This window comes from Bradyrhizobium sp. Crot121 (genome assembly GCF_059512385.1).
In genome coordinates, this window is the sequence record NZ_JCAMOR010000020.1 from 101717 (window position 1) to 125623 (window position 23907).

Sequence of the window (23907 nt, forward strand, 5' to 3'; positions counted from 1 at the left end):
ATGGCGCGTATAACCTTGAGGCAACTGCTGGATCATGCCGCCGAGCGCGGCTACGGCGTGCCCGCTTTCAACATCAACAATATGGAGCAGGGCCTTGCGATCATGGAGGCGGCGTCGGCCTGCGATGCGCCCGTCATCATCCAGGCCTCACGCGGCGCGCGCGCCTATACGGGTGACATCATGCTGTCGAAGATGATCGATGCGCTCGAGGAGATGTATCCGGACGTGCCGCTGTGCCTGCATCTCGATCATGGCAACGAGGAATCCACCTGCGCCACCGCGATCCGCTATGGCTTCACGTCGGTGATGATGGACGGCTCGCTGAAGGCCGATGCCAAGACGGCAGCCGATTATGACTATAACGTTGACATTACCCGCCGCGTCGTCGACATCGCGCATTGGGTCGGCGCCTCCGTCGAGGGCGAGCTCGGCGTGCTCGGCTCGCTCGAGCATGGCGGCGGCGAGCAGGAGGACGGCCATGGCGTCGAGGGCAAGGTCAGCCATGACAAGCTCCTCACCGATCCGGACCAGGCGGTCGATTTCGTCCGCGCCACCAAGGTGGATGCGCTCGCGATCGCAATGGGCACCTCGCATGGCGCCTACAAGTTCACGCGGCGGCCCGACGGTGACATCCTCGCGATGCGCGTGGTGGAGGAGATACATCAGCGGCTGCCGAATACGCATCTGGTGATGCACGGCTCGTCCTCGGTGCCGCAGCCATTGCAGGACATGTTCAACCAGTTCGGCGGCGAGATGCCGCAGACCTGGGGCGTGCCGGTCGAGGAGATCGTCCGCGGCATCAAGCACGGCGTCCGCAAGGTCAATATCGATACCGATTGCCGGCTCGCGATGGCCGCGGCCTTCCGCAAGGTCGCGACTCAATCGAAAAGCGAATTCGATCCCCGCAAATTCTTGAAACCCGCGATGGAGGCTTTGCGTGACCTCTGCCGCGACCGCTTCGAGCAGTTCGGCACGGCGGGCAATGCCGCGAAGATCAAGGTGATTCCGCTGTCCGAGATGGCGAGGCGCTACCGCGCCGGCGCGCTCGATCCGCAAATTGGGGCGATGACCGAAGCAGCGTGAGGGGCACGCCAGAAAGTTTTCAGGAGGACCATATGAACATGCAGTCGATGACCCTGCGCGGCAAGGATCGCTACAAATCCGGTGTGCTCGAATACAAGCGCATGGGCTATTGGGAGCCCGACTACCAGCCCAAGGACACGGACGTCATCGCGTTGTTCCGCGTCACGCCGCAGGACGGCGTCGATCCGACCGAAGCCTGCGCGGCGGTAGCAGGCGAATCCTCGACCGCGACCTGGACCGTGGTGTGGACCGATCGTCTGACGGCGGCGGAAAAATATCGCGCGAAATGCTACCGCGTCGATCCGGTGCCGGGTTCGCCAGGCAGCTATTTCGCCTACATCGCCTATGACCTCGATCTGTTCGAGCCGGGCTCGATCGCGAATCTCACCGCGTCGATCATCGGCAACGTCTTCGGCTTCAAGCCGCTGAAGGCGCTGCGGCTCGAGGACATGCGGCTTCCCGTTGCCTATGTGAAGACGTTCCAGGGCCCCGCGACCGGCATCGTGGTCGAGCGCGAGCGGCTCGACAAGTTCGGGCGTCCCTTGCTCGGCGCGACTGTGAAGCCGAAGCTCGGCCTCTCCGGCCGCAACTACGGCCGCGTCGTCTACGAAGCGCTGAAGGGTGGGCTCGATTTCACCAAGGACGACGAAAACATCAACTCGCAGCCCTTCATGCACTGGCGGGAGCGCTTCCTCTACTGCATGGAGGCGGTCAACCGCGCGCAGGCCGCGACCGGCGAGATCAAGGGCACCTATCTCAACGTCACCGCGGCGACCATGGAGGACATGTACGAGCGCGCCGATTTCGCCCGCGAACTCGGCTCGACCATCGTCATGATCGATCTTGTGATCGGCTACACCGCGATCCAGTCGATGGCGAAATGGGCGCGCAAGAACGACATGATCCTGCATCTGCATCGCGCCGGCCATTCCACCTACACCCGGCAACGGTCGCATGGCGTCTCGTTCCGCGTCATCGCAAAATGGATGCGGCTCGCGGGCGTGGATCATATTCACGCCGGCACTGTGGTCGGCAAGCTCGAGGGCGATCCGAACACCACGCGCGGCTACTACGATATCTGCCGCGAAGACTTCAATCCGATGCAGCTCGAGCACGGCGTGTTCTTCGACCAGAATTGGGCCAGCCTCAACAAGCTGATGCCGGTGGCCTCGGGCGGCATCCATGCCGGGCAGATGCATCAGCTGCTCGACCTCCTGGGCGAGGACGTCGTGCTGCAGTTCGGCGGCGGCACCATTGGTCACCCGCAGGGCATCCAGGCGGGTGCCACCGCCAACCGCGTCGCGCTGGAAGCGATGATCCTCGCCCGCAACGAGGGGCGCGACTACGTCCATGAAGGTCCAGAGATCCTGGCCAAGGCGGCGCAAAGCTGCACACCGCTGCGCGAGGCGCTCGAGGTCTGGAAGGACGTCACCTTCAACTATGAATCGACCGATGCGCCGGACTTCGTTCCGACGCCGAGCGTCGCGGTCTGAAAGGGGTACATCATGCGCATAACCCAGGGCTGCTTCTCCTTCCTGCCCGATCTCACCGACGAGCAGATCACGGCACAGGTGCAGTACTGCCTCGACAGGGGCTGGGCTGTTAACATCGAATTCACCGACGATCCGCATCCCCGCAACACCTATTGGGAGATGTGGGGCCTGCCGATGTTCGATCTGCGCGACGCCGCGGGTATCATGCGGGAGCTCGGCGAATGCCGGCGCGTGTATGGCGACCGCTATATCCGGATCTCCGGCTTCGATTCGAGCCACGGATGGGAGTCCGTGCGCATCTCCTTCATCGTCAATCGGCCCACGAACGAGCCCGGCTTCCGGCTCGACCGGCAGGAATCCGTCGGTCGCAACCTCCGCTATTCGACGCATGCCTATGCGGCGGAGCGGCCTGAAGGCGAGCGTTACGCAGACCGTTAACCGCGTCCGGTTCAAGCCAGGCGGGTGGCTCCCTCGGCCGACCTGGTCCGGATGCACTTCTCCGTCGTCGCCAGGTTGCGGCGACGGAGCTTTTCGACACGAGAGCAGGATGACGCAACCACAGCCACAGACTGACGAAGCCCCGCTGGAGGCCGTCGATCTCCGCCGCGAATTCGCCGACCTTGGCATCGGCGCCGTGCTCGACCAGCTCGATTCCGAGTTGATCGGCCTGGCGCCAGTGAAGACGCGCATTCGCGAGATCGCAGCGCTGCTGCTGGTGGAGCGCATCAGGCAGAAGATGGCGCTCGCCACCACCTTTCCGACCCTGCATATGTCCTTCACCGGCAATCCTGGCACCGGCAAGACTACGGTAGCAATGCGGATGGCCAGCATCCTGCACCGGCTCGGCTTCGTGCGCCGCGGCCACGTCATCAGCGTCACTCGCGACGACCTGGTCGGGCAATATATCGGCCACACCGCACCAAAGACGAAGGAGATCTTGAAGAAGGCGATGGGCGGCGTGCTGTTCATTGACGAGGCCTACTACCTCTATCGCCCCGACAATGAGCGCGACTACGGCCAGGAGGCGATCGAGATCCTGTTGCAGATCATGGAGCAGCAGCGCGAGGATCTGGTCGTGATCCTCGCCGGCTATGGCGACCGCATGGAAAAATTCTTCCAGAGCAATCCGGGTTTTCGTTCCCGCATCGCCCATCACATCGACTTCCCCGACTATTCGGACCCCGAGTTGCTCGCGATCGCCGAGTTGATGTTGCAGCAGCAGAACTACCACTTCTCAGCGGCGGCGCGCGATGCCTTCATCCGCTACATCGCCGTGCGCAAGACTCAGCCGCTGTTCTCCAACGCGCGCTCGATCCGCAATGCGCTGGATCGCATCCGGCTCCGCCAGGCCAACCGCATCGTCTCCCGGCTCGACCGGGTGCTCACGGCCGACGACGTGATGTCGATCGAGGCCGGCGATGTGCTGGCGAGCCGGGTCTTTTCGAAAGGCGCGACGGACAAGGAGACATGAGCGAGACGCTGACAGCCGTGCGGGCGGCGACCTTCGGAGACCTCCTTGCCCGCGCCCGCGCACTGATCTTTGACGTCGACGGCACAATGGCCGAGACCGAGGAGGTGCACCGCCGCGCCTTCAACGAGGCGTTCTCGCGCGCAGGCCTCAACTGGTACTGGGACCAAGCCACCTACGGACAGTTGCTGCGCGTCGCCGGAGGCAAGGAGCGGATCCGCGCATTTGCCATGCGCAAGCGAACCATGCCGCTGCTGTCGACGCGCGAGATCGCGGAGCTGCACCAGATCAAGACCGCGCGTTATGCCGAACTGATCGCAACGGGCGGCTGCCCGTTGCGGCCGGGCGTGGAGGCTTTGCTGCGAAAGGCACGACGGCGCAGCCAGCGGCTGGCGATCGCGACGACGACCTCGCGTGCCAATATCGATGCGCTATTGTTGGTGGCGCTGGGCGAGGATTGGGCCGAGTGGTTCGAGGCGATCGTCGCGGGTGACGATGTGCCCGAGAAGAAGCCGGCACCCGACGTCTATCTCATGATGCTGGCGCGACTGTCGCTCCCTGCTTCCCGCTGCATAGCCATCGAGGACTCGCGCAACGGATTAATCGCGGCCTCGCGCGCCGGCATTCCCGTGCTGTTCACCCGCAGCGCCTACTTCCGCGACGATGATTGCTCGGAAGCGCTGCTCGCCGTCGATGAACTCACCGAGATCGCCGGCTGACGCTGCCGCGTGCCAGCTGGAGCGCCGTAGCCCGGGTGGAGCGCCAGCGTAACCCGGGGCCGCTCACAAACGTTGATCCAGATGTCCCGGGTTGCGCTTCGCTCCACCCGGGCCACGGCCCTTGACTATCAGCATTCGGTTATATAATAATATAGTTATATAATGGATGCTTGATATGCCAAACCTCGACGCCGCCTTTTCAGCGCTCGCCGACCCGACCCGCCGGGCCATCCTGGCTCGCCTTGCGCTGGGCGAAGCGACCGTCATGGAACTGGTCGAGCCGTTCGAGCTGACGCAGCCCGCCATCTCCCGCCATCTCAAGGTGCTGGAAAGCGCGGGCCTGATCATTCGCCGCGTTGAAGGCACCAAGCGACCGTGCCGGCTCGCGCCGACCGCCGTGGCCGAGATCGACCAGTGGCTTTCGATGCTACGGCAAGCCCTGAACGCGAATTACGACCGGCTCGACCAGGTTCTGGCCGATATGAAAACCGAGAAGTGAAAGGCTTCCCATGACCAGACTGACGCTGAAGACCGAAGGCGATCGATATGTCATCGTCACCCGCCGCTTCGCCGCGCCGCCAGAAGCCGTCTATCGCGCCCATACCGAGCCGGAACTCTTGCAGAAATGGCTGCTCGGTCCGCCGGGCTGGACCATGCCGGTCTGCATCAGCGAAGCCCGTCCTGGCGGCAAGATCCGCTACGAGTGGAGCAATGGCGAAGGCGGCGGGTTCTATCTGACCGGCGAATATCTGGAGCTCGCGCCGTTCAGCCGCATCGTCCACGTCGAGCGCATGCATCTGCCGGACCCGACGCCGGACAATCACGTCGAGACCATTTTCGCGCCCGACGGCAGCGGCACCTTGATGACGATGCGAATGACGCTGCCGGATGCAGCGACGCGGGAGGCGATGCTGGCGGCCGGCATGGAGCACGGAATGGAAGACAGCTACTCCCGGCTCGATGCGCTTGCGTAGCCGGTCTTACGGGATGAGACGCTCGTCGCGTAAACGCGCGAACAGATCGAAGAAGCTATCATCGGTTGTTTGGTAATCGAGAAAGCCGAGCTTGCGGCTCTTGCTCATATCGGTAACGACCTCGATCGGGCGACCGAGGTCGGCGTCGGTATGCCAGGCCGAGGTGAGCACGCCGAGATCGGGCTCGGCCAGCCGATATTTTCTGGCGATGTCGGACCAGATCGGGCCCGCATCGGCCAATTGTCGCTCCAGCGGAATTCCTTCGCCCTGAAATGACGCCGGCTTTAGTCCAAACCAGTCGGCCAGCCGCTGCCACATCCAGCTCCAGCGAAACACGTCGCCATTGACGACATTGAACGCCTGATTGCGGGCGGCCGGCGTTGTCGCCGCCCATTCCAGATGGCGTGCGAGCAGCCGCGCATCCGTCATATCGGTAAGACCATTCCACTGCGTCGCGGAGCCCGGAAACAGGAACGGACGTCCGGTCTCGCGGCAGATGGTGGCGTAGACCGCGAGCGTCACGCCCATGTTCATCGCGTTGCCCACGGCATAGCCGATGATGGTGTGCGGCCGATGGATGCTCCAGCCAAAGCCGTCGCGACCAGCCGCCGCGAACACTTCGTCTTCCTGGGCGTAGTAGAAATTCTCGATCTCGAGCCGGGGCTGGTCTTCCCGAAACGGCGTGGCGGGCAGCTTGCCCTTGCCGTAATTTTCGAACGGACCAAGATAGTGCTTCAGCCCGGTCACGAGCGCGACATGCCTGACCGAGCCTGCAGGCGACAACGCGTCGAGCAGGTTGCGCACCATCGCAGAATTGACCCTGATATTCTCGGCCTCGGTGTTCTGGCGCAACCACGTGCTGATGAACACGTCCGTCGGTCTCAGATCCTGTAGCGCCTTGCGAACCGATGCGGGGTCCAGCAGGTCCGCCGCCACCGGCTGCAGGCCGATGTTGGCTGGTGGCCGGCGCGCCAGCGCGTAGATCTGCCACTCCTGCTGACGCAGGTGCCGGACCAGATTATTGCCGACGATACCGCTTGCGCCCACGACCAGCGCTGAACCCGCCATGTTCCAACCTCCAGTGATATCGGTGGGAGATAGGATTGGTCGACGCATCAACCAGGGCGGCCGCGCCGGGAATAACTCTTTCGTGAGCGAGCCTCGACTACTCCATCACCGCCGCATGGTCCGAGGATGCCTGCGACTGCGACCGCAGCGCCGCCTTGGTCGAACCGATCATGATCGCAAGCGGGATCGAGGCCAGGATGAACACCATCACGAGCTGGTAGTCGTGGGCGAACGCGATGATCTGCGCCTGCACCGCGACGATCTTATCCGCCATCGCGCGGCCGGTGTCGGTGTTGAGATTGATCATGCCACTGACATTGGGCATCTGCAGTGCATGGTTGAAGGGGGTGATGTGCTCGGACAGCGTCGCGTAGATGCGCCGCGAGCCTTCCGTGAGCTGCGCGATCACGATGGAGATGCCGATCGAGCTGGCGACGTTGCGCAGCAGCGTCAGCATCGAGGTGCCGTCAGTGCGCAGGTGATTGGGCAAGCTCAGGAACGCCACGGTCGAGAGCGGTACGAACACCAGTCCGAAGCCGAAACCCTGGACGATGCTCACGACCACGATCTCGGTTGCGCTGGTCTGGTCGGTCCAGCCGGTCATCACGAACAGCGACGCGGCGGTCAGTGCCAGGCCGGAGATGATCAGCGTGCGCGCCTCGATGAAGCGCATCATGCGTCCGACCAGCATCATCGCGACGAAGGTGCCGCAGCCGCGGCTCGCCAGCAGCACACCGGCGGTGATGATGGGATAGCCGATCACGTTCTGCAGGTAAGGCGAGGACAGCGCCATGGTCGAGTAGAGCACAAGCCCCATCACGGTCATGAACACGCAGCCGCCGACGAAATTCCTGTCCTTGAACAGCTCGAACCGGATGAACGGCTTCGACGTCGTGAACGAATGGGCGAAGAAGTAATAGAAACCGATGCCGCTGATGATGAACTCGGCGATGATCTCGTTGGATTCGAGCCAGCCGAGCTGCTCGCCGCGGTCGAGCGCAAGCTGCAGCGAGCCGATCGCGACCGCGAGCGCGCCGAAGCCGAACCAGTCGAAGCGCAGTTCCAGGTTCTGCTTGGTCTCGTCCATGAAGATGATGAGGCCGAGCACGGTGATGGCCCCGAAGGGCAGGTTGACGAAGAACACCCAGTGCCAGGAATAGGTCTCGGTCAGCCAGGCGCCGAGCGAGGGTCCCATGATCGGCCCCATCATCACGCCCATGCCCCAGATCGACATCGCCTTGGCGCGTTCGTGCAGCGCGTAGGAGTCGAGCATCACGGCTTGCGACAGCGGCACCAGCGCTGCGCCGAACACGCCCTGCAGCAGGCGGAACAGCACCATCTGGCTGATGTCCTGCGCCAGGCCGCACAGCACGGAAGCCACGGTGAAGCCGGCGGAGCAGATGATGAAGATGCGCTTTCGGCCGAACCGGTTGGCGATCCATCCCACCGGCGCGGTCATGATCGCGGCCGCCACGATGTAGGACGTGAGCACCCAGTTGATCTGGTCCTGCGATGCCGACAGCGTGCCCTGCATATAGGGCAGCGCGACATTGGCGATGGTGGTGTCCAGCGCCTGCATGACGGTCGCTGTCATCGCGCAGACCGTCACCATGTTCCGGCGCAGTCCGGGCACCATGATGAGCGAGGGGGCCGCCGTCGACATCTGTTCTATCGCCTGTGCTGGTTGGTTGAATCGGTCGGGCCGCGGGCACCACCTCTCCCCGCCGGCGAGAGGTCGCGCCGAAGGGGCGGGTGAGGGGGATCAGGTCCCACGAGAGAGCGTAACCCCCCACCCGGATCGCATCTTGCGATGCGACCCGACCTCTCCCGATAGGAGAGGTGGCGAGTTCCGATGCCGCACCAACTCGATCTGATTTCATTAGACCTAGTCCTGCTCGTGGGTCGCTGCGGCCGAGGACAGGCCGAGCAGGCCGGACAGCGTGCGGCGATGATTGGTGTCGATGGTGGCGTAGACGCTCATGCCCGCCTTCAATTTGCGCACCATCTTGTCGTTCTTGTCGAAATAGATCCTGACCGGCACGCGCTGCACCACCTTGACGAAGTTGCCGGTCGCGTTCTGCGGCGGCAGGATCGCGAATTGCGCGCCGGTGCCGGGCGAGAGCGAGCCGACCGTGCCCTTGAACAAATGGTTCGGGAACGCGTCGACCTCGAGGTCGACCGGCTGGCCGACCGCGACATAGGTGAAGTCTGATTCCTTCGGGTTGGCGTCGACCCAGGGGTTCGCCACGTCGATGATGGAGAACACCGGCGTGCCGGCGGCGATGAAGCGGCCGAGCTGGATCTGCTCGACCTGAGTGGCGGTGCCTGCCATCGGCGCGCGCATCACGGTGTGGTCGAGGTTGCGCTGGGCCTCATCGAGCTTGGCCTTGGCCTGCGCATAAGGTGGGAATTGCTCCAGCGGCAGGTCGGGATCGCCGAGCAGTTGCGCCTTGGAACTGGAGATCTGCTGCTTGATGAACTCGGCCTGCGCGCTCGCGGTCACCAGCGACGTCGCGGCGTTGTCGAGGTCGAGCTGCGAACCGAAATTGCTTTTCACCAGCGACTGCTTGCGGTCGACGTCCCGCTGCTTCAGGTCGACCCCCCGTTGTGCCAGATCGAGCATCTGGCCGTAGATTTTGATATTGGCGACCAGGTTGTCATAGTTCGTGCGTGCCTGATCGAGCGCCCCCTTGGCCTGGTCGACCGCGAGGCGGAACGGCACCGGGTCGATCTCGAACAGCACGTCGCCTTCCTTGACCTGCTGGCCTTCCTTGACCACGACCTTCTCGATCTTGCCGGAGATGTCGGGGGTGATCAGCACCTTCTGTGCGCCGACATAGGCGTCGTCGGTCGACACATAGCGGCCGCCGTTGAGATAGAAGACGACGCCGCCGACCAGCACCACCAGCGGCAACACGACGAGGAGGAGGAATCGGCGATAGCGTCGCAAGCCCGCCACCAGTCCGCGCGGCTGATCGGTCTTCGCCGGGGACGAAGCCGGATTGTCCCTCTGCTCGGGCGCGAGTTTCAGTACGGGATCAGCCATAGCGCTGCTCTTTTCTGGGAGATTCGCCGGCCGGGGTTTGGATGGCATTGCGGACGTTTTCCTTGATAGATTCGAGTTGGACGAGCAGGCGGTGGGCATCGGCGGGGCTGATGCCTTCCAGCGCGGTTGCAGTGAGTTCGGAGCGAAGGCCGGCGAGCTTGGCGAGCAGCGGGCGCGCCGCCTTGCGCAGATAGAGGCGGTTCACTCTGCGGTCATTCTCGTCGCCGCGGCGCTCGATCCAGCCATTGTCGCAGAGCTTGTCGATCAGCCGGGTCAGCGTGATCGGTTGCATCTCGAGCAACTCGGCAAGCTCGGTCTGCTTCATTCCCTCGCTGCGCTCGACCTTGGTCAGCACCGCCCATTGCGCGCGGGTGATTCCGTAGCGCGCGGCCTCCTTGTCGGCGTAGACGCGGATCAGGCGAAACAATTCACCGAGCGTGAACATGAAGTTCGCGTCGACGGACCCCGGCATAATCTACCCTCCATAAGCTTTGGCTATAATAAGCTTGCTTATGATTTCCGCATGTCCGGTTAACGGAAGGCAGCTCCGCTTCCAGAACATGGCTGGGAACGGGGCGAGCCCCGGGGCTTTGGGATCGCCGGTCAGGCTGCTAAAATGGTGCATATGACGTTGACAAAACCCACATTTCCCGCACCTGACCACGATCACGGCCGCTGCACTGCGGAAGGGATCGCGCATGCCGAGGAGGTTTGCGCGCGGCGGGCGCAGAAGTTCACGCCGATCCGCCGTCAGGTGCTCGGGGCGCTATTGTCCAGCCACCGGCCGCTCGGCGCCTATGAGGTGATCGACGAGCTCGCCAAGTCGATGCCGCGCCCGGCGCCGATCACCGTCTACCGCGCGCTCGATTTCCTGATGGAGAACGGCCTCGTTCACCGCATCGAAAGCCGGAACGCGTTTCTGGCCTGCGCGCATGATCACGACGAGACTTCGATGGTGGCGTTTTTGATCTGCGATCGCTGCGGCGCAGTCGGCGAAATCCCGGCGGCGCCGGTGGCCCAGAGCCTGAAGGCCGCAGCGCGCGCCGCGGGCTTTGCGCCGAAGTTGTCGGTGGTCGAGATCGCCGGCACTTGCGCGCATTGCCAGAAAGAAACCAGGGCCGTTGTCTGATTGAATTTGAGCATGATCCGGAAAAGTGGAAACCCGTTTTCCGAAAAGATCATGCTCAGACAAAGAGATGAAACCCGGAAGCCCCCTGCTCCGGATTCCAAACGATAACACGGCGCCAAGCCGGAAACCGAGGCAACATGTCAACGCAAACCATCTCCAGCGTCGCCGCAACCGGCCGCGCGCTCACCCCGGGCGCGGTCGCGATCATGCTGATGCTGTGCGTGAGCTGGGGATTCAACCAGATCGCGGTCAAGCTTGCGCTGCCCGACATTCCGCCGATGCTGCAGGCGATGTTCCGCTCCGCCGGCGCGTTGCCGGTGATGCTGATCGTGGGCTGGCTGCGCGGCGTCAAATTCTTCGAGCGCGACGGCACGCTTCTGGCCGGCCTGGTCGCCGGGTTGATGTTCGGCATCGAGTTCGTGCTGATCTTCAGCGGCCTGGTGTTCACCTCGGCCTCGCGCGCGTCGGTCTTCCTCTATACGGCGCCGTTCTTCGTCGCATTCGGCTCCCATCAGTTCCTCGGCGAGCGGCTCTCCGCCTTGCAATGGAGCGGGCTCGCCTTGAGCTTTGCCGGCGTCGCGCTTGCGATCGGCGTGCCGCAGCCGGATGTCGACGCCAAGGTCTTGCTGGGCGATCTGATGGTGGTCGGCGGCGGCGCGCTTTGGGCGGCCACCACGCTGGTCGCCAAGGGGACAGCGCTACGCAAGGCCGCGCCGGAAAAGGCGCTCGGCTATCAGGTCGCCCTGTCGATTCCGATCCTGGGTATCGCCTCGTGGCTTGCGGGCGAAACCATCACCCATTTTCCCAGCCCGCTGTCGCTCGCCTTGATGGCGTATCAGGCGATCTGGGTGGTGGGTTGCACCTTCGTGATCTGGTTTGCGATGGTGAAGATGTATTCCGCCAGCAAGCTGTCGGCCTTCACTTTCATCACGCCGCTGTTCGGCGTCGTCGCTGCCTATGTCATCATGCATGACACCCTGACGCCGGTATTCGGCGTCGCGGCGCTGTTGGTGATCATCGGCCTCTATCTCGTGAACAAGCCGGATCCGAAGGTGACGCCGGATCCCAATGTGCCGGCGTGAACCACCGCTGTCATTCCGGGATGCGCCGAAGGCGCAGGCCCGGAATCCATCGGGCCGCATGCGCGGTGGAGAAATGGATTCCGGGCTCGATGCTTCGCATCGCCCCGGAATGACGACTGGGCGTCGAGGTAGATCTTTCCTCCGTCATTGCGAGCGGAGCGAAGCAATCCATGCCTCCGCGTGCCGTGTATTGCTTCGCTTCGCTCGCAATGACGGGTAAAGAACCCGCGCCTATCCCCGTTCGATCGGCAGGGTCTCGTCCTTGGCCCATTCGCCCATCGAGGCATCATAGAGAGTGAGGTTGTCGTAGCCGAGCCGATGGAGCTGGAATAAATCGACCGTGGCGGAAATGCCGCCGCCGCAATAGGCGATCACGCGCTTGTCCTTGCTGATGCCTTGGCTTGCAAATTTCGCTTCCGCGTCCGCGCGCGCGATGAACGTCTTCGCCGTGGGATCGAGCAACGTCGCCGCCGGCACATTGACGCTGCCGGGAATGCGTCCCGGCCGGCCGTAGCGGCTGGGTTCGAGGCCTGCGTGGAATTGTGGACCCAGCGCATTGACGGTGACGGTGCCTTGGTCCCCTCGTGCGGCGAGCACGTCGTCCTTGCCGACGAAGAAACCCGCTCGCGGTTTCGCGGCAAACGTCGCAGGCGGATAGCCCTTGGCGGGGCCGGTCTCGAGCGGGCGTCCTTCCGCTTTCCACTTGTCCAGGCCGCCGTCGAGCACGGAGGCGCCGTCGAAGCCCAGCGATTTCAGCATCCACCAGAAGCGCGTCGCCCACATCGGCGTGCCGATCGAATACAGCACCACCCGGCTGTCGGGACCGATCCCGTGGCGGCCGAAGGCGGTTTCGAGCTGCGCGACGAGGGGCATCATGAAGCGCAGTTCCGTGTTCGGAGCGGAGAATTCGCCCTGCAAGTCGAGAAAATCGGCGCCGGCGATATGGCCGGCCTCGAAGGTTTCTTTCCCCGGCACCGCAATATAGGGAACGCCGCTGCCTTCCGGCGCCGGCTCCAGATAGGTCGTACAGTCGAAGAGGCGAAGATCCGGCTGATGCAGGATATCGGCAAGTTCCGCCGTGGTGATAAGCTCATCCCTTGTCGCCATCTGCACCTCCCGCGGGTGGTATTTGCTTCAAGGTATGGCGCGCGGTAGGGGATGAAAAGCCGTCCTCGCGTGTTCGCGGGCCCTTTAATCCCCCGAATCCTCCCCCGATATACCGGTCAGCCCATCGGACGGCCGCCGGTCTTGCGCTCGATCCCGCTTTCAGGCGCAAGCTGTTGAATCTCCGTTAGAAAATATGTGATCCAATAAACCGCCAGCCCGCCTTCGTGCCCCCCTTGGTGAATGTCACCAAAACCTGATATTCGAGACGCCATGAACAAGCCCGAAATTCTCAGCGACGTCGCCGGCCCAGCGCCCCGGCATCAGACAACCCAGGTCATGGTCGGCCATGTCGCCGTCGGCGGGGGCGCCCCGATCGTCGTTCAGTCGATGACCAACACTGACACCGCCGATGTTGATGGCACCATCGCCCAGGTCGCAGCACTTTCGCGCGCCGGCTCGGAGATGGTGCGCATCACGGTCGACCGCGAGGAAGCCGCTGCCGCCGTGCCCCACATTCGCGATGGCCTGCGTAAGCGCGGCATCGAGACGCCCCTGATCGGTGATTTCCACTATATCGGCCACAAGCTGCTCGCCGAATATCCGGCCTGCGCCGAGGCGCTCGACAAATACCGCATCAATCCGGGCAATGTCGGCTTCAAGAACAAGCGCGACTCGCAGTTCGCCGACATCATCGAGATCGCTAACAAGAACAACAAGCCGGTGCGCATCGGTGCGAACTGGGGTTCGCTCGACCAGGAACTCTTGACCAAGCTGATGGACGAGAACACGGCCTCGCCGAACCCGCGCGATGCCCGCGCGGTGACGCGCGAAGCCATGGTGCAGTCGGCACTCTTGTCAGCGGCCCGCGCGCAAGAGCTCGGCATGCCCAAGAACCGCATCATCCTGTCGGCCAAGGTCTCGGCCGTGCAGGATCTGATCGCGGTCTATCAGGATCTGGCGCGCCGCTCGGATTACGCGATCCATCTCGGCCTCACCGAGGCCGGCATGGGATCGAAGGGCATCGTCGCCTCCTCCGCCGCGCTCGGCATCCTCTTGCAGGACGGCATCGGCGACACCATCCGCATCTCATTGACGCCTGAGCCCGGCGGCGACCGCACGTTGGAAGTCCAGGTCGCGCAGGAACTGTTGCAGACGATGGGTTTCCGCACCTTCGTGCCACTGGTCGCGGCCTGCCCGGGCTGCGGCCGCACGACTTCCACCACCTTCCAGGAATTGGCGCGCTCGATCCAGGATTTCATCCGCGACGAGATGCCGGCCTGGAAGACGAAGTATCCCGGCGTCGAGCAGCTCAACGTCGCTGTCATGGGCTGCATCGTCAACGGCCCCGGCGAATCCAAGCACGCCAATATCGGCATCTCACTTCCGGGCACTGGCGAAGCGCCGGCCGCGCCTGTCTTCGTCGACGGCAAGAAGTTCCGCACCCTGCGCGGTCCCGCGATCGCCGCCGATTTCAAGGCGCTGGTCATCGACTACATCGACCAGCGCTACGGCCAGGGCAGCAGCGTGCCGAATACGGTGACCGCGGCGGAGTAAGTTCTCTCCGTCCAACGACCCCTCTCCGCTGTCGTCCCCGCTTTTGCGGGGACGACAGATAAAGCCGCGGCCTGCGATTGCGCTTCGCCCCATCCGGGCTACGATGCTCCCGACAATAACGATTGGGAGCAACACCCGTGAGCTCGCTGTCCGGCAAGCAAGGTCCCCGCTACAAGCATCTCGCCGACGAGAGCGAGCCCTATGAAACCATCGGCGTCGAAAAGCTGACGCCGATCATCGGCGCGGAGATTTCCGGTGTCGATATCGCGCAGCTCGTCTCCGACGATGCGCGCTCCAATCGCCAGATGGACGAGATCCATCGCGCGCTTGCCGAGAACCTCGTGATCTTCTTCCGCGACCAGCGCATCACGCCGAAGGAGCATCTCGCCTTCGGCCGCAAGTTCGGCGAATTGCACATCCATCCCGCCGCGCCGCATGAGGGCGAGGATCCCGCGCTGATGAAGATCCACGCCGACAAGGATTCACCGCGCGCCAACGGCGAAGGCTGGCATTCGGACGTGTCCTGCGATCTCGAGCCGCCGATGGGCTCGATCCTCTACATCAGGCAGTGCCGGCCGCACGGCGGCGACACGCTGTTCGCCAATATGTATGCGGCCTATGAGGCGCTGTCGGATCGGATGAAGGCCTATCTCGACGGGCTCACCGCGCTGCATGACGGCGAGCCGATCTATCGCGGGCTCTACGCCAATTACGGCGTTGCCGACAAGCCGAGCTATCCCCATGCCGAGCATCCGGTGCTGCGCACGCATCCCGTGACGGGAAAGAAGGCGCTCTATGTCAATCGCGGCTTCACCCGTCACATCGTGGGCATCCCCCGCGACGAGAGCGACGCGATCCTCGCCTATCTCTATCAGCACGCGGAAAACCCGCTGTTCCAGTGCCGCTTCCGCTGGACCGAGAACGCGATCGCCTTCTGGGACAATCGCTGCACCCAGCACCGCGCGATGTGGGACTACTGGCCCCACACCCGATCCGGCACGCGCGTCACGGTGAAAGGCGAGCGGCCGGTGTGACGGTGAATGCGGGACGGCGCGCCGCAACCTATCACGTGCAGAACATCTCGAAGTCGATGCGGATGTCGGCAAGGCTCATCTCATCCTCATCGATCTGGCTCTGTAGTGATGCGATCGACTGCTTGAGCTGCTCGATGAGGGTCGGTTCGGGCCTTGGTTGAGACTCCGCCTTCCTCAGGCTGGCTTCGAGGACGGCGAGCCTGCGCCGTTCGTCGCGGATTCTGATTTCAAGGTTTGCGATCATTCGCTTGAAGAGAGCGCATCCGCCACGAACGGCAGTTTCGACTTCGGCTTCCGACGTCGCCATCTGAGCATCCTTTCCTGAACGGGACATGGTAATTCGAACGTCGCTATCATTTTTACCTGAAATTGCGTGTGATAAATCTCACAATCTATATGTGTGACACGTTGATGCAGTGCGCGTTGACCGGCGCCTGCGCTTGCGCCAAGCTTCCTCATAACCAAAACAAGAATCGGAGGACGTGCCATGCTTCGCGCGGAAGACAACAGGTTCTTGACCGAAAGCGGGCCGGGCACGGGAATGGGGGAGCTGTTGCGCCGCTTCTGGCTGCCGGTGCTGTTGTCGGAGGAACTGCCGGAGCCCGACAGCGAGCCGAAGAAGATCACAGTCCTCGGCGAGGAGCTGCTCGCTTTCCGCGATAGTCGCGGCGTCGTCGGGGTCATCGACCAATATTGCCCGCATCGCGGCGCCAATCTCTGGCTCGGCCGCAACGAGGAGTGCGGCATCCGCTGCGTCTATCACGGCTGGAAGTTCGACACCGACGGCCACTGCGTCGACATGCCGACCTCCTATCCCGATCTCAACGCCAAGGATCACATCCGCATCAAGTCCTATCCGGTGCGCGAATGGGGCGACATGATCTGGGCCTATATGGGCCCGGCCGATTCAGTGCCGGAGTTGCCGGCGCTGGAGATGGCGCTGGTGCCGCCGTCGCATCGCTACATCAGCAAGAAGTGGCAGGACTGCAACTGGGTGCAGGCGCTGGAAGGCTCGATCGATACCGCGCATTTCACTTTCGCGCATCTGTCGTTCGAGAAGGAAGAGAACGAGATCCTCGATATCAAGAAGCATTTCGTCAATCCGCTGGTGCGTGTGGCGACCGAGCACATGCGCTGGATCGCCGAAGACCCGCGGGCCCGTGATCAAGATCAACGCGCACGACGCCGGGCTGACGATCGGAGGCGGCCGCCTCACCGGCTCCGACAACATCTATTGGCGCATCGCCCAGTTCCTGATGCCGGTTCACGCCTATGCGCCGAGCGCGATGCCGGGCGAGAACATCTTCGGCCAGAGCTTCGTGCCGGTGACCGACACCAACTGCTGGATCTACACCTACGCCTGGAATCCGCATCGCCCGATCACGCAAGCGGAGCGCGATGCGTATGACCGCGGCAACGGCGTGATCGCCGAGGTCGATGAGAACTATGTGCCGCTGCGCAACAAATCGAACGACTATCTGATCGATCGCAAACTGCAGAAGACCAAGAGCTACACCGGCATCAAGGGCGTTTCCGAGCAGGACGCCGCGGTGCAGGACAGCCAGGGCCCGATTGCCGACCGCACCCGCGAGCATCTCGGGCCGACCGACCTCGGCATCATGCATTTTCGCAAGCTGGTGATGGACGCCGCCCGCGCGCTGCAGCAGGGCGAGGCGCCGCCGCATGTTGCGCATCAGGACCGTTACACCGTCCGTTCTGGCGCCTGCGTGACCAGCAAGGCGAAGGACCTAACGGCGGTCATGACCGAGCGCTTCGGCGATCCACGGGCTTCGTCGGTGGTCCCGGCCAGAACGCCGCGGCGGAGTAGGCGGTAACCGTAGCCCGGGTGCGCGAAGCGAAACCCGGGATGTCTCGCACGCCGATGGACAGATCCCAGATTGCGCTTCGCTGCATCCGGGCTACGATGTTCGCCGTGTGGCGCCATCGTCCGATCATCATGAGTTCGATCATCGTCTTGTCGCTCGTGTCGCCCGACACGCGATATGCCGCATGGTCGCGCGGGAGTGTCAGGGCGGCGCCAAAGACTGCGTCTTCGAAATGCGACCGGTCCAAATTCAAGCTCATCCTGGATGTCGGCCATACCGCCGAAGCGCCGGGTGCGAGGAGCGCCCGCAACATTCCGGAATTCGATTTCAATCTCCGCCTTGCCAAACGCATCGAGGACAAATTGAAGTCGGAAGGCTTTGCGCAAACCCGCCTCCTGGTGACCGAAGGCCCGAAAAGGCCGAGCCTGTTCAAGCGCGCCGCCGCCATCAACAATTCAGGCGCCGATCTGGCCCTGTCGATCCACCATGATTCGGTGCCTGATTCCTTTCTCGAAGAATGGGAGTTCGAGGGAACGAAGAGCCACTTCAGCGACCGGTTTAGCGGCTATTCGCTGTTCGTCTCTCATGACAATCCGAAATTCTGGACCAGCCTGAGGTTCGCCCGGCTGCTCGGCGATCGAATGAAGGCGCAGGGCCTGCAATATGCCCGCCAATATGCGCAGGCCGTGATGGGGCGATACCGGCGAAAATTGCTGGACAAGAAGGTAGGCGTCTATCGTTACGACCAGCTCATCGTGCTTATGCGGACCCGCGTGCCCGCGGTCCTGCTTGAGGCCGGCTCGATCATCAATCGGGACGAGGAGCTGGCAATGGCGTCCACGGAACGGCAGGACGTGATCGGCGCTGCTGTGGTCGGTGCTGTGAAGGAATTCTGCGCCTCGCGGTAGAGCATGATCCGGAAAAGTGGAAACCGGTTTTCCCTCGCGACAAACGCGAAGCGTTTGCGCGGAGATCATGCTCAAATAAAAAGGTTAGCCCGCGTTACAACGGTATCTTCCGATATTCGCGGTTCGCGAGGCTGGCCTCTTCCAGGTCGAGATCGCGCTCGATCCGGCGGCGCGTCTCGTCGGTGATCTTGCCGTCGCGGAGCAGGGCGTGGATGAACTGGCGCTCGGTCGCGATCAATTCCCGCGTCAGCTCGGTGCCGTTGGCGGAGACGTCGTGCTTGTCGGGATCAAGCGCGGCCGGAAGCTGGCTGGTGCGGATATGGTGCCGCGCCCGCAGCAGCTTGACGACCTCTTCGGAGAGCGCGCGCTCGTCAACGATGGCATCGAGCGATGCGAGGCCGGCGGCCAGCGCCTGGCGCCTCGCGACAATTTCTGCTTCATGCTCGGCGATAGTCTCGGCGCAGCCGTCCTTGGTGATGTTCAGCCAGCCGACGACCGTGGGCAGGCTCAAGCCAAATCCCACCAGCGTGATGAAGATGACGCCGAAGGCGACGAACAGGATCATGTCGCGGTAGGGAAAAGGCTCGCCGCTCGCGAGCGCAAACGGCAGCGCCAGCGCCGCGGCGAGCGACACCGCGCCGCGAACGCCGACGAAGGCGAGCGTGAATACCCATTGCCAGGGCGGCTGTGGATCGCGCTGCCGCAGGCGCTTGCTCAGGATCCGCGGCAGATAGGTTGCGGGAAATACCCAGGCAAAGCGCGCGATGACGATGACTGCGATCACCAGCGCAGTGGTGGAGAGGATGTCGTCGAGCGGAAATGCCTTCGACTTCTCGTACAGCAAGCGCATCTGGAAGCCGGTGAGCAAGAACAGGATGCCTTCGATCAGGTAGATCACCAAGTCCCAGAAGAAGATGCCTTGCAGGCGGGTGGCGGAAGAAATCAGGAGCGGCCCATTCCAGCTCACGTAAAGACCGCAGGCGACCGTGGCGATCACGCCGGAGCCGCCAAAATGTTCGGGCAGCCAATAGGCCACATAAGGTGTGATCAGCGAGAGTGTGATCTCGACCTGCGGATCGCGCGAGTGCTGACGGGCGCGCAGGCTGAGCCATCCGACGGCGATGCCGAACGCGATCTCGCAGACCACGATGGCTGCAAATTCGCCGGTGGCCTTCGGCAGCGAGAAGGCGCCGGTGGTGATCGCCGCGAGGGCGAAGCGGTAGAGGATCAGCGCCGTGGCATCATTCGCCAGCCCCTCGCCCTCCAGCACGACAAGGATGCGGCGGGGGATGTGGAGCCGCCGCGCGATCGCAAGCGGGGCGACCACGTCGGGCGGCGCCACGATCGCGCCGAGCAGGAACCCGACCTCCCAAGGCAGCCCGATCAGGTAGTGAGTGGCGATCGCTACCGCCGCCGCTGTGAAGATCACGCAGCCGACGGCGAGCAGCACGATCGGACGAAGGCTATTTTTGAACTCGCGCCAACTCATAGCCACCGCAGCCGTGTAGATCAGCGGCGGCAGCACCAGCAGCAGCACCAGTTCCGGCGGCAATTCGATGCTGGGCATGCCCGGCACGAACGCGAGCGCGATGCCTGCCAGCATCAAGAGGATGGCAGGCGCGACATTGAGGCGCCGCGCCACCAGCGCCGTGCCCGCCAGCACAGCGAGCAGGATCACGAAGGTCTGGAATCTGGCTTCCATGGCCGTCCAAATTGGCCCCGAAGCGCAGGCAAGGTCAATGTGCGTGGACGGCTCGACCGTGCGAGATCGAAAAGAGGGCCGTCCGATCCGCCAACCCCGGGGCGGACTTACTCCCGCAGGTCGTAACGATAGGATTTCGAGACGATCTGCCAGCCGTCCTTCAGTTTCATCGCCACCAGATAATCGGTGAAATAGCGCGGCGGCAATTGGCAGCGGACCTTGATGAAGGCGGTGGAGTCGTCCGAGCGGTCGATGGTAACGATGAAATCCTCGCGCGGCTTGCCTTCGGCCTTGGCCGACGGCCGCTTGCGGACCCGGTCGAGCCAGTCCGGCACGGTCAGCACCTGAAGCTCGCCCTTTTCCAGCCAGCGCAGGTCGGCGGAGGGGTGAAACATCGCGCCGAGCTTGTCGGCGTCGCCTTCGTAGAGCCCGTCGAAATAGTTCTGCACGACGGCCTCAATGGTCGATCGGTCATGGCTCATGGTTGGTTCCTCCCGGCATCCGTTGGTAGCCCGGGTGGAGCGTAGCGCAACCCGGGACACTCCATCGACGGTCACCAGCGCTCCCGGGTTATGCCTCGCTTCACCCGGGCTACGCGAACCATCATTCGGCTTCGGCTACTAACACGTTATGGGACGGCGGGCACGGGATGGTTCGTGATTTGGCTCACCCCATCCGGCCCCGGCTTCTGATAGGCTTTGCTGTCGGATGGAAAAGCCGCGTTTTTTGAAGGTGCGGTAATGAAATCGATTGGATTTCCGGGATTGCATCACCTCGTTCTGGCGCTGTTCCTGCTTCTGATGTGCCAGCCGGCCTTCGCCGAGAAGCGCGTGGCGCTGGTGCTCAGCAATCAGGCCTATCAGAACGTCGCGCCGCTCCCCAACCCCGTCAATGACGGCGCGCTGATCGCGGCGATGCTGAAGGACGCCGGTTTCGACGTGGTGGACTTCCGCCGCGATCTCCCGGCGGTCGAGACCCGCCGCGCGCTGCGCGACTTTGCCGATCGTACCCGCGATGCCGAGATCGCCGTGGTCTATTACGCCGGCCATGGCATCGAGGTCGACGGCGCCAATTACCTCATTCCGGTCGATGCGAGGCTGGAACGCGACACCGACGTCTATGATGAGGCGTTTTCGCTCGACCGCGTCCTGATCGCGATCGAGCCGGCCAAGAAACTGCGGCTCGTGATCCTCGACGCCTGCCGCGACAATCCCTTTGCCAAGACCATGAAGCGCACGGTGGCGTCGCGCGCGATCGGGCAGGGCCTCGCCAAGGTCGAGCCGACCAGCCCGAACGTGCTGATCGCCTATGCGGCCAAGGCCGGTTCCACCGCCGCCGATGGCGACGGCAAGAACAGCCCCTTCACATCGGCGCTCGCAAAGCACCTGGCGACGCCCGGGCTCGATGTGCGGCGCGCGTTCGGTTACGTCCGCGACGACGTGCTGAAGTCCACCAATAACCGCCAGGAGCCGTTCGTCTATGGCTCGCTCGGTGGGGAGGACGTGCCGCTGGTCCCGGCGCCAGCCAAGGCGGCGCCCGTGCCGAATCCGCAGGCCGATATCCGCCGTGATTACGAGCTGGCGCTGCAGGTCGGCAACAAGAGCGCGCTCAACGCCTTTCTCGCGCAATATCCCGACGGCTTCTATGCGAGCCTCGCCAAACTCCAGCTCGAGAAGATCACAGCCGAGGAAGCCCGCGTCGCCGCCACGGAGAAGGCGCGGGCGGCGGAGCAGGAGCGTGCCCGGCTCGCCGCCGAAGGTGCCCAAAAAGCCGAGCAGGCCAAGGCGGCTGCCGACGCCAGGGCCGCTGAACAGGCGCGCATCGCCGCCGAAAAGGCCAAGCAGGTCGCGCAGGAGCAGGCGGCGGTCGCCGAGCAGAAGCGGCTGGCCGCGGAAAAGGCACTGGCCGACAAGATCGCCGCGGATCAGGCGGCCGCCGCGCCCGCGACGACGCCGGTCGACAAGGACAAAGCGGTGAGTGTCGCTGCGCTCAGCACCGGCTCGCCGCAAGCCGACGTCACCAAATCGATCCAGACCGAGCTGCGCCGCGTCGGCTGCCTGACAGGTAGCGCCGATGGCGAGTGGAACGCCGCCTCTCAGCGGTCGCTGACGCTGTTCAATCGCTATGCCGGAACCAGGCTCGACACCAAGGTCGCCAATGTCGACACGCTCGATGCCATTAAGCAGAAATCATCGCGCGTCTGCCCGCTGATCTGCGAGCACGGCACCAAGGCCGATGGCGATCGCTGCACCCGGATCGTCTGTGGCGCGGGCTCGTTCCTCAATGACGACAATGCGTGCGAGAAGCGACGCGACAAGAAGCCGGTGGCCAAGCGCGATTCCGGCGATCGGCCGGCACGGCGCGAGCGGGCGGAAGTGCGCATTCCCCGGCCGATGGCCTCTTCAGGCGGCCGCGGCGGTGGCGGCGGCCAAATGGTCTGCGACCGCGGCGGCTGCCGGCCGGTCGCGCGCGGCTGCCACCTCGAATTCCGCACCACCGCGCAAGGCGGCCCATACGAGGGCGGCGGCGGCAATGTCCAGGTTTGCAATTAGCTTGGCCGAGCCGTCATTGCGAGCGAAGCGAAGCAATCCATGCCTCAGCAAGCGGCGAAATGGATTGCTTCGCTCCGCTAAGAAGAAAGTGAGTTGCAAGCCGCCGGTCATCGTCCGCGCGGTCATTCCGGGGCACGCGTAGCGTGAGCCCGGTATCCATCTCACCGCGGAGTGCGGCGCCCGATGGATTCCGGGCTCGTCCTTCGGACGCCCCGGAATGACAGCGGTGAGGAGGCGCCTCTGCGCGTCAATAACGCCCTCCTATTTTCATCAAGCGGGGTCGGCCCTCGGCCGGTGCCAAACTCGCAATGACGCGTGATGTTGCGCGCCGAAGCTAGATCGCGCTCGCCGCGATATTGACCATCAACGCCAGCAGCGCCGTGTTGAACACGAAGGAGATGATGCCGTGCACGGTCGCGGTGCGGCGGATGATCCTGTCGGTGATGCCGACATCGGAGACCTGCGCGGTCATGCCGATCACAAATGAAAAGTAGACAAAATCCCAGTAGTCGGCCTCGACGTGCTCCTTGCCGCTCGGAAACTGCAGACCGCCGGGTTCCTTCCCGCGATAATATTCGTGCGCATAGTGCAGCGAAAAGGCGGTGTGCACCAGCGCCCACGATAGCGCGATGGTGACGATCGCGAGCGCCAGCGCTTCCGGGCTGCTTTTGGCGGCGCCGAGCTCGAAGATGATCGCAGCAAGGCTCGCGAAGGCGCCGAGCGCGGTGATGAGCAGGATCAGGAACCGGCCGTCATCCTGCAGGATCGCGTTGCGCCTGATGTAAGCGATGCTGCATTGGAGCATCATCATGAAGGCGAGGGCGAGATATAGCGCGACGAAGATATCCCAGCTCACTACGAGCCGCGTCACCGGACGCAGTGTCTGAGGCAAAAGGAAGAACGCGGCGACGCCCACTGCGATCGAAGTAAAGATGCGTGGCCGCGAATACACCACGCGGACAGCCTTCGGCAGTTTCCGGAAGCGAACAAGGTGTTCCTCGAATTCCTTGCTCATGGTCCGCCCTGGTTGCTCTCTTTGATTGTAACGGCCAGGCCGCTAGCTCGTTCACCTCTCCCGCTCGCGGGGGAGGTCGCCGCGTAAGCGGCGGGTGGGGGCTCTCTCCACACGAAGAGTCTCGCCGCGGCGACACCCTCACCCCAA

23 protein-coding genes and 1 pseudogene are annotated in these 23907 nt (G+C 63.6%); 15 read left to right on the forward strand and 9 right to left on the reverse strand.

The annotated features are described in order from the left end of the window. From fba to AC5ZGW_RS19420, 7 genes are all read left to right on the forward strand, one after another. Complete coding sequence (gene fba / locus AC5ZGW_RS19390) at nucleotides 1–1083, forward strand: class II fructose-bisphosphate aldolase (RefSeq protein ID WP_130225368.1); 1083 nt, start codon at nucleotides 1–3, stop codon at nucleotides 1081–1083. A gap of 32 nt (nucleotides 1084–1115) precedes the next feature. Continuing rightward, nucleotides 1116–2576 (forward strand): form I ribulose bisphosphate carboxylase large subunit, encoded by a 1461-nt coding sequence (locus AC5ZGW_RS19395; RefSeq protein WP_130225369.1) that lies wholly within the window; start codon nucleotides 1116–1118, stop codon nucleotides 2574–2576. Between the two features lie 12 nt (nucleotides 2577–2588). Then, nucleotides 2589–3014 carry a ribulose bisphosphate carboxylase small subunit gene (locus AC5ZGW_RS19400; protein ID WP_130225370.1) on the forward strand — a complete coding sequence of 142 codons (426 nt, stop codon included), beginning with the start codon at nucleotides 2589–2591 and terminating at the stop codon, nucleotides 3012–3014. A 109-nt stretch (nucleotides 3015–3123) separates the two neighbouring features. After that, a complete protein-coding gene (cbbX, locus tag AC5ZGW_RS19405; RefSeq protein WP_130225371.1) occupies nucleotides 3124–4047 on the forward strand; it encodes a CbbX protein in 924 nt (307 codons plus the stop codon). Then, complete coding sequence (locus tag AC5ZGW_RS19410) at nucleotides 4044–4763, forward strand: HAD family hydrolase (RefSeq protein ID WP_130225372.1); 720 nt, start codon at nucleotides 4044–4046, stop codon at nucleotides 4761–4763. The genes cbbX and AC5ZGW_RS19410 overlap by 4 nt, the downstream gene beginning before the upstream one ends. 175 nt (nucleotides 4764–4938) lie before the next feature. Further along, complete coding sequence (locus AC5ZGW_RS19415; RefSeq protein WP_130225373.1) at nucleotides 4939–5262, forward strand: ArsR/SmtB family transcription factor; 324 nt, start codon at nucleotides 4939–4941, stop codon at nucleotides 5260–5262. Between the two features lie 10 nt (nucleotides 5263–5272). Further along, nucleotides 5273–5737 carry an SRPBCC domain-containing protein gene (locus tag AC5ZGW_RS19420; protein WP_130225374.1) on the forward strand — a complete coding sequence of 155 codons (465 nt, stop codon included), beginning with the start codon at nucleotides 5273–5275 and terminating at the stop codon, nucleotides 5735–5737. Nucleotides 5738–5743: 6 nt separating this feature from the next. Here the strand turns inward: AC5ZGW_RS19420 and AC5ZGW_RS19425 are convergent, their stop codons facing one another. The 4 genes from AC5ZGW_RS19425 to AC5ZGW_RS19440 form a co-directional block, all read right to left on the reverse strand. Then, complete coding sequence (locus tag AC5ZGW_RS19425) at nucleotides 5744–6805, reverse strand: SDR family oxidoreductase (RefSeq protein ID WP_130225375.1); 1062 nt, start codon at nucleotides 6803–6805, stop codon at nucleotides 5744–5746. A 97-nt stretch (nucleotides 6806–6902) separates the two neighbouring features. After that, nucleotides 6903–8468 (reverse strand): MDR family MFS transporter, encoded by a 1566-nt coding sequence (locus tag AC5ZGW_RS19430; protein ID WP_130225376.1) that lies wholly within the window; start codon nucleotides 8466–8468, stop codon nucleotides 6903–6905. Nucleotides 8469–8690: 222 nt separating this feature from the next. Beyond that, on the reverse strand, nucleotides 8691–9851 hold the full coding sequence (locus tag AC5ZGW_RS19435) for an HlyD family secretion protein (RefSeq protein WP_130225377.1): 1161 nt from the start codon (nucleotides 9849–9851) through the stop codon (nucleotides 8691–8693). Further along, nucleotides 9844–10323, reverse strand: a complete 480-nt coding sequence (locus tag AC5ZGW_RS19440; RefSeq protein ID WP_207231001.1) for a MarR family winged helix-turn-helix transcriptional regulator — start codon at nucleotides 10321–10323, stop codon at nucleotides 9844–9846. The genes AC5ZGW_RS19435 and AC5ZGW_RS19440 overlap by 8 nt, the downstream gene beginning before the upstream one ends. A 153-nt stretch (nucleotides 10324–10476) precedes the next feature. On the opposite strand from AC5ZGW_RS19440, the gene AC5ZGW_RS19445 reads away from it, so the two are divergent. Together AC5ZGW_RS19445 and AC5ZGW_RS19450 are read left to right on the forward strand one after the other, a co-directional pair. After that, a complete protein-coding gene (locus AC5ZGW_RS19445; protein ID WP_130225391.1) occupies nucleotides 10477–10980 on the forward strand; it encodes a Fur family transcriptional regulator in 504 nt (167 codons plus the stop codon). A 206-nt stretch (nucleotides 10981–11186) separates the two neighbouring features. Further along, on the forward strand, nucleotides 11187–12062 hold the full coding sequence (locus AC5ZGW_RS19450; protein ID WP_130225392.1) for a DMT family transporter: 876 nt from the start codon (nucleotides 11187–11189) through the stop codon (nucleotides 12060–12062). A gap of 231 nt (nucleotides 12063–12293) precedes the next feature. On the opposite strand, the gene AC5ZGW_RS19455 is transcribed toward AC5ZGW_RS19450, so the two are convergent. Continuing rightward, complete coding sequence (locus AC5ZGW_RS19455; protein ID WP_130225379.1) at nucleotides 12294–13169, reverse strand: sulfurtransferase; 876 nt, start codon at nucleotides 13167–13169, stop codon at nucleotides 12294–12296. A 270-nt stretch (nucleotides 13170–13439) separates the two neighbouring features. On the opposite strand from AC5ZGW_RS19455, the gene ispG reads away from it, so the two are divergent. Beyond that, nucleotides 13440–14723 (forward strand): flavodoxin-dependent (E)-4-hydroxy-3-methylbut-2-enyl-diphosphate synthase, encoded by a 1284-nt coding sequence (ispG, locus tag AC5ZGW_RS19460; protein WP_130225380.1) that lies wholly within the window; start codon nucleotides 13440–13442, stop codon nucleotides 14721–14723. Between the two features lie 137 nt (nucleotides 14724–14860). Beyond that, the gene (locus AC5ZGW_RS19465) at nucleotides 14861–15757 is read left to right on the forward strand and encodes a TauD/TfdA dioxygenase family protein (protein ID WP_130225381.1); all 897 of its coding nucleotides are present in this window, start codon (nucleotides 14861–14863) and stop codon (nucleotides 15755–15757) included. Nucleotides 15758–15788: 31 nt separating this feature from the next. Here the strand turns inward: AC5ZGW_RS19465 and AC5ZGW_RS19470 are convergent, their stop codons facing one another. Next, nucleotides 15789–16064, reverse strand: a complete 276-nt coding sequence (locus AC5ZGW_RS19470; protein WP_130225382.1) for a hypothetical protein — start codon at nucleotides 16062–16064, stop codon at nucleotides 15789–15791. A gap of 234 nt (nucleotides 16065–16298) precedes the next feature. Between AC5ZGW_RS19470 and AC5ZGW_RS19475 the strand changes: the two are divergent. The 3 genes and pseudogenes from AC5ZGW_RS19475 to AC5ZGW_RS19485 all read left to right on the forward strand — a co-directional run. Continuing rightward, nucleotides 16299–16793 (forward strand): annotated as a pseudogene (locus AC5ZGW_RS19475) (Rieske 2Fe-2S domain-containing protein); the annotation flags it as partial. A gap of 250 nt (nucleotides 16794–17043) precedes the next feature. Then, the gene (locus AC5ZGW_RS19480; protein WP_245474668.1) at nucleotides 17044–17592 is read left to right on the forward strand and encodes a hypothetical protein; all 549 of its coding nucleotides are present in this window, start codon (nucleotides 17044–17046) and stop codon (nucleotides 17590–17592) included. Nucleotides 17593–17690: 98 nt separating this feature from the next. Further along, nucleotides 17691–18491 carry an N-acetylmuramoyl-L-alanine amidase family protein gene (locus tag AC5ZGW_RS19485; protein WP_245474669.1) on the forward strand — a complete coding sequence of 267 codons (801 nt, stop codon included), beginning with the start codon at nucleotides 17691–17693 and terminating at the stop codon, nucleotides 18489–18491. Between the two features lie 94 nt (nucleotides 18492–18585). Here the strand turns inward: AC5ZGW_RS19485 and AC5ZGW_RS19490 are convergent, their stop codons facing one another. Next, nucleotides 18586–20193 (reverse strand): Na+/H+ antiporter, encoded by a 1608-nt coding sequence (locus AC5ZGW_RS19490; protein WP_130225383.1) that lies wholly within the window; start codon nucleotides 20191–20193, stop codon nucleotides 18586–18588. 107 nt (nucleotides 20194–20300) lie between these two features. Next, nucleotides 20301–20675 (reverse strand): nuclear transport factor 2 family protein, encoded by a 375-nt coding sequence (locus AC5ZGW_RS19495; RefSeq protein WP_130225384.1) that lies wholly within the window; start codon nucleotides 20673–20675, stop codon nucleotides 20301–20303. Nucleotides 20676–20933: 258 nt separating this feature from the next. Here AC5ZGW_RS19495 and AC5ZGW_RS19500 point away from each other — a divergent pair, with 258 nt between their 5' ends. Next, the gene (locus tag AC5ZGW_RS19500; RefSeq protein WP_463328363.1) at nucleotides 20934–22745 is read left to right on the forward strand and encodes a caspase family protein; all 1812 of its coding nucleotides are present in this window, start codon (nucleotides 20934–20936) and stop codon (nucleotides 22743–22745) included. A 334-nt stretch (nucleotides 22746–23079) separates the two neighbouring features. On the opposite strand, the gene AC5ZGW_RS19505 is transcribed toward AC5ZGW_RS19500, so the two are convergent. Then, nucleotides 23080–23760 (reverse strand): DUF1345 domain-containing protein, encoded by a 681-nt coding sequence (locus AC5ZGW_RS19505; RefSeq protein ID WP_130231956.1) that lies wholly within the window; start codon nucleotides 23758–23760, stop codon nucleotides 23080–23082. Nucleotides 23761–23907 lie beyond the last annotated feature (147 nt).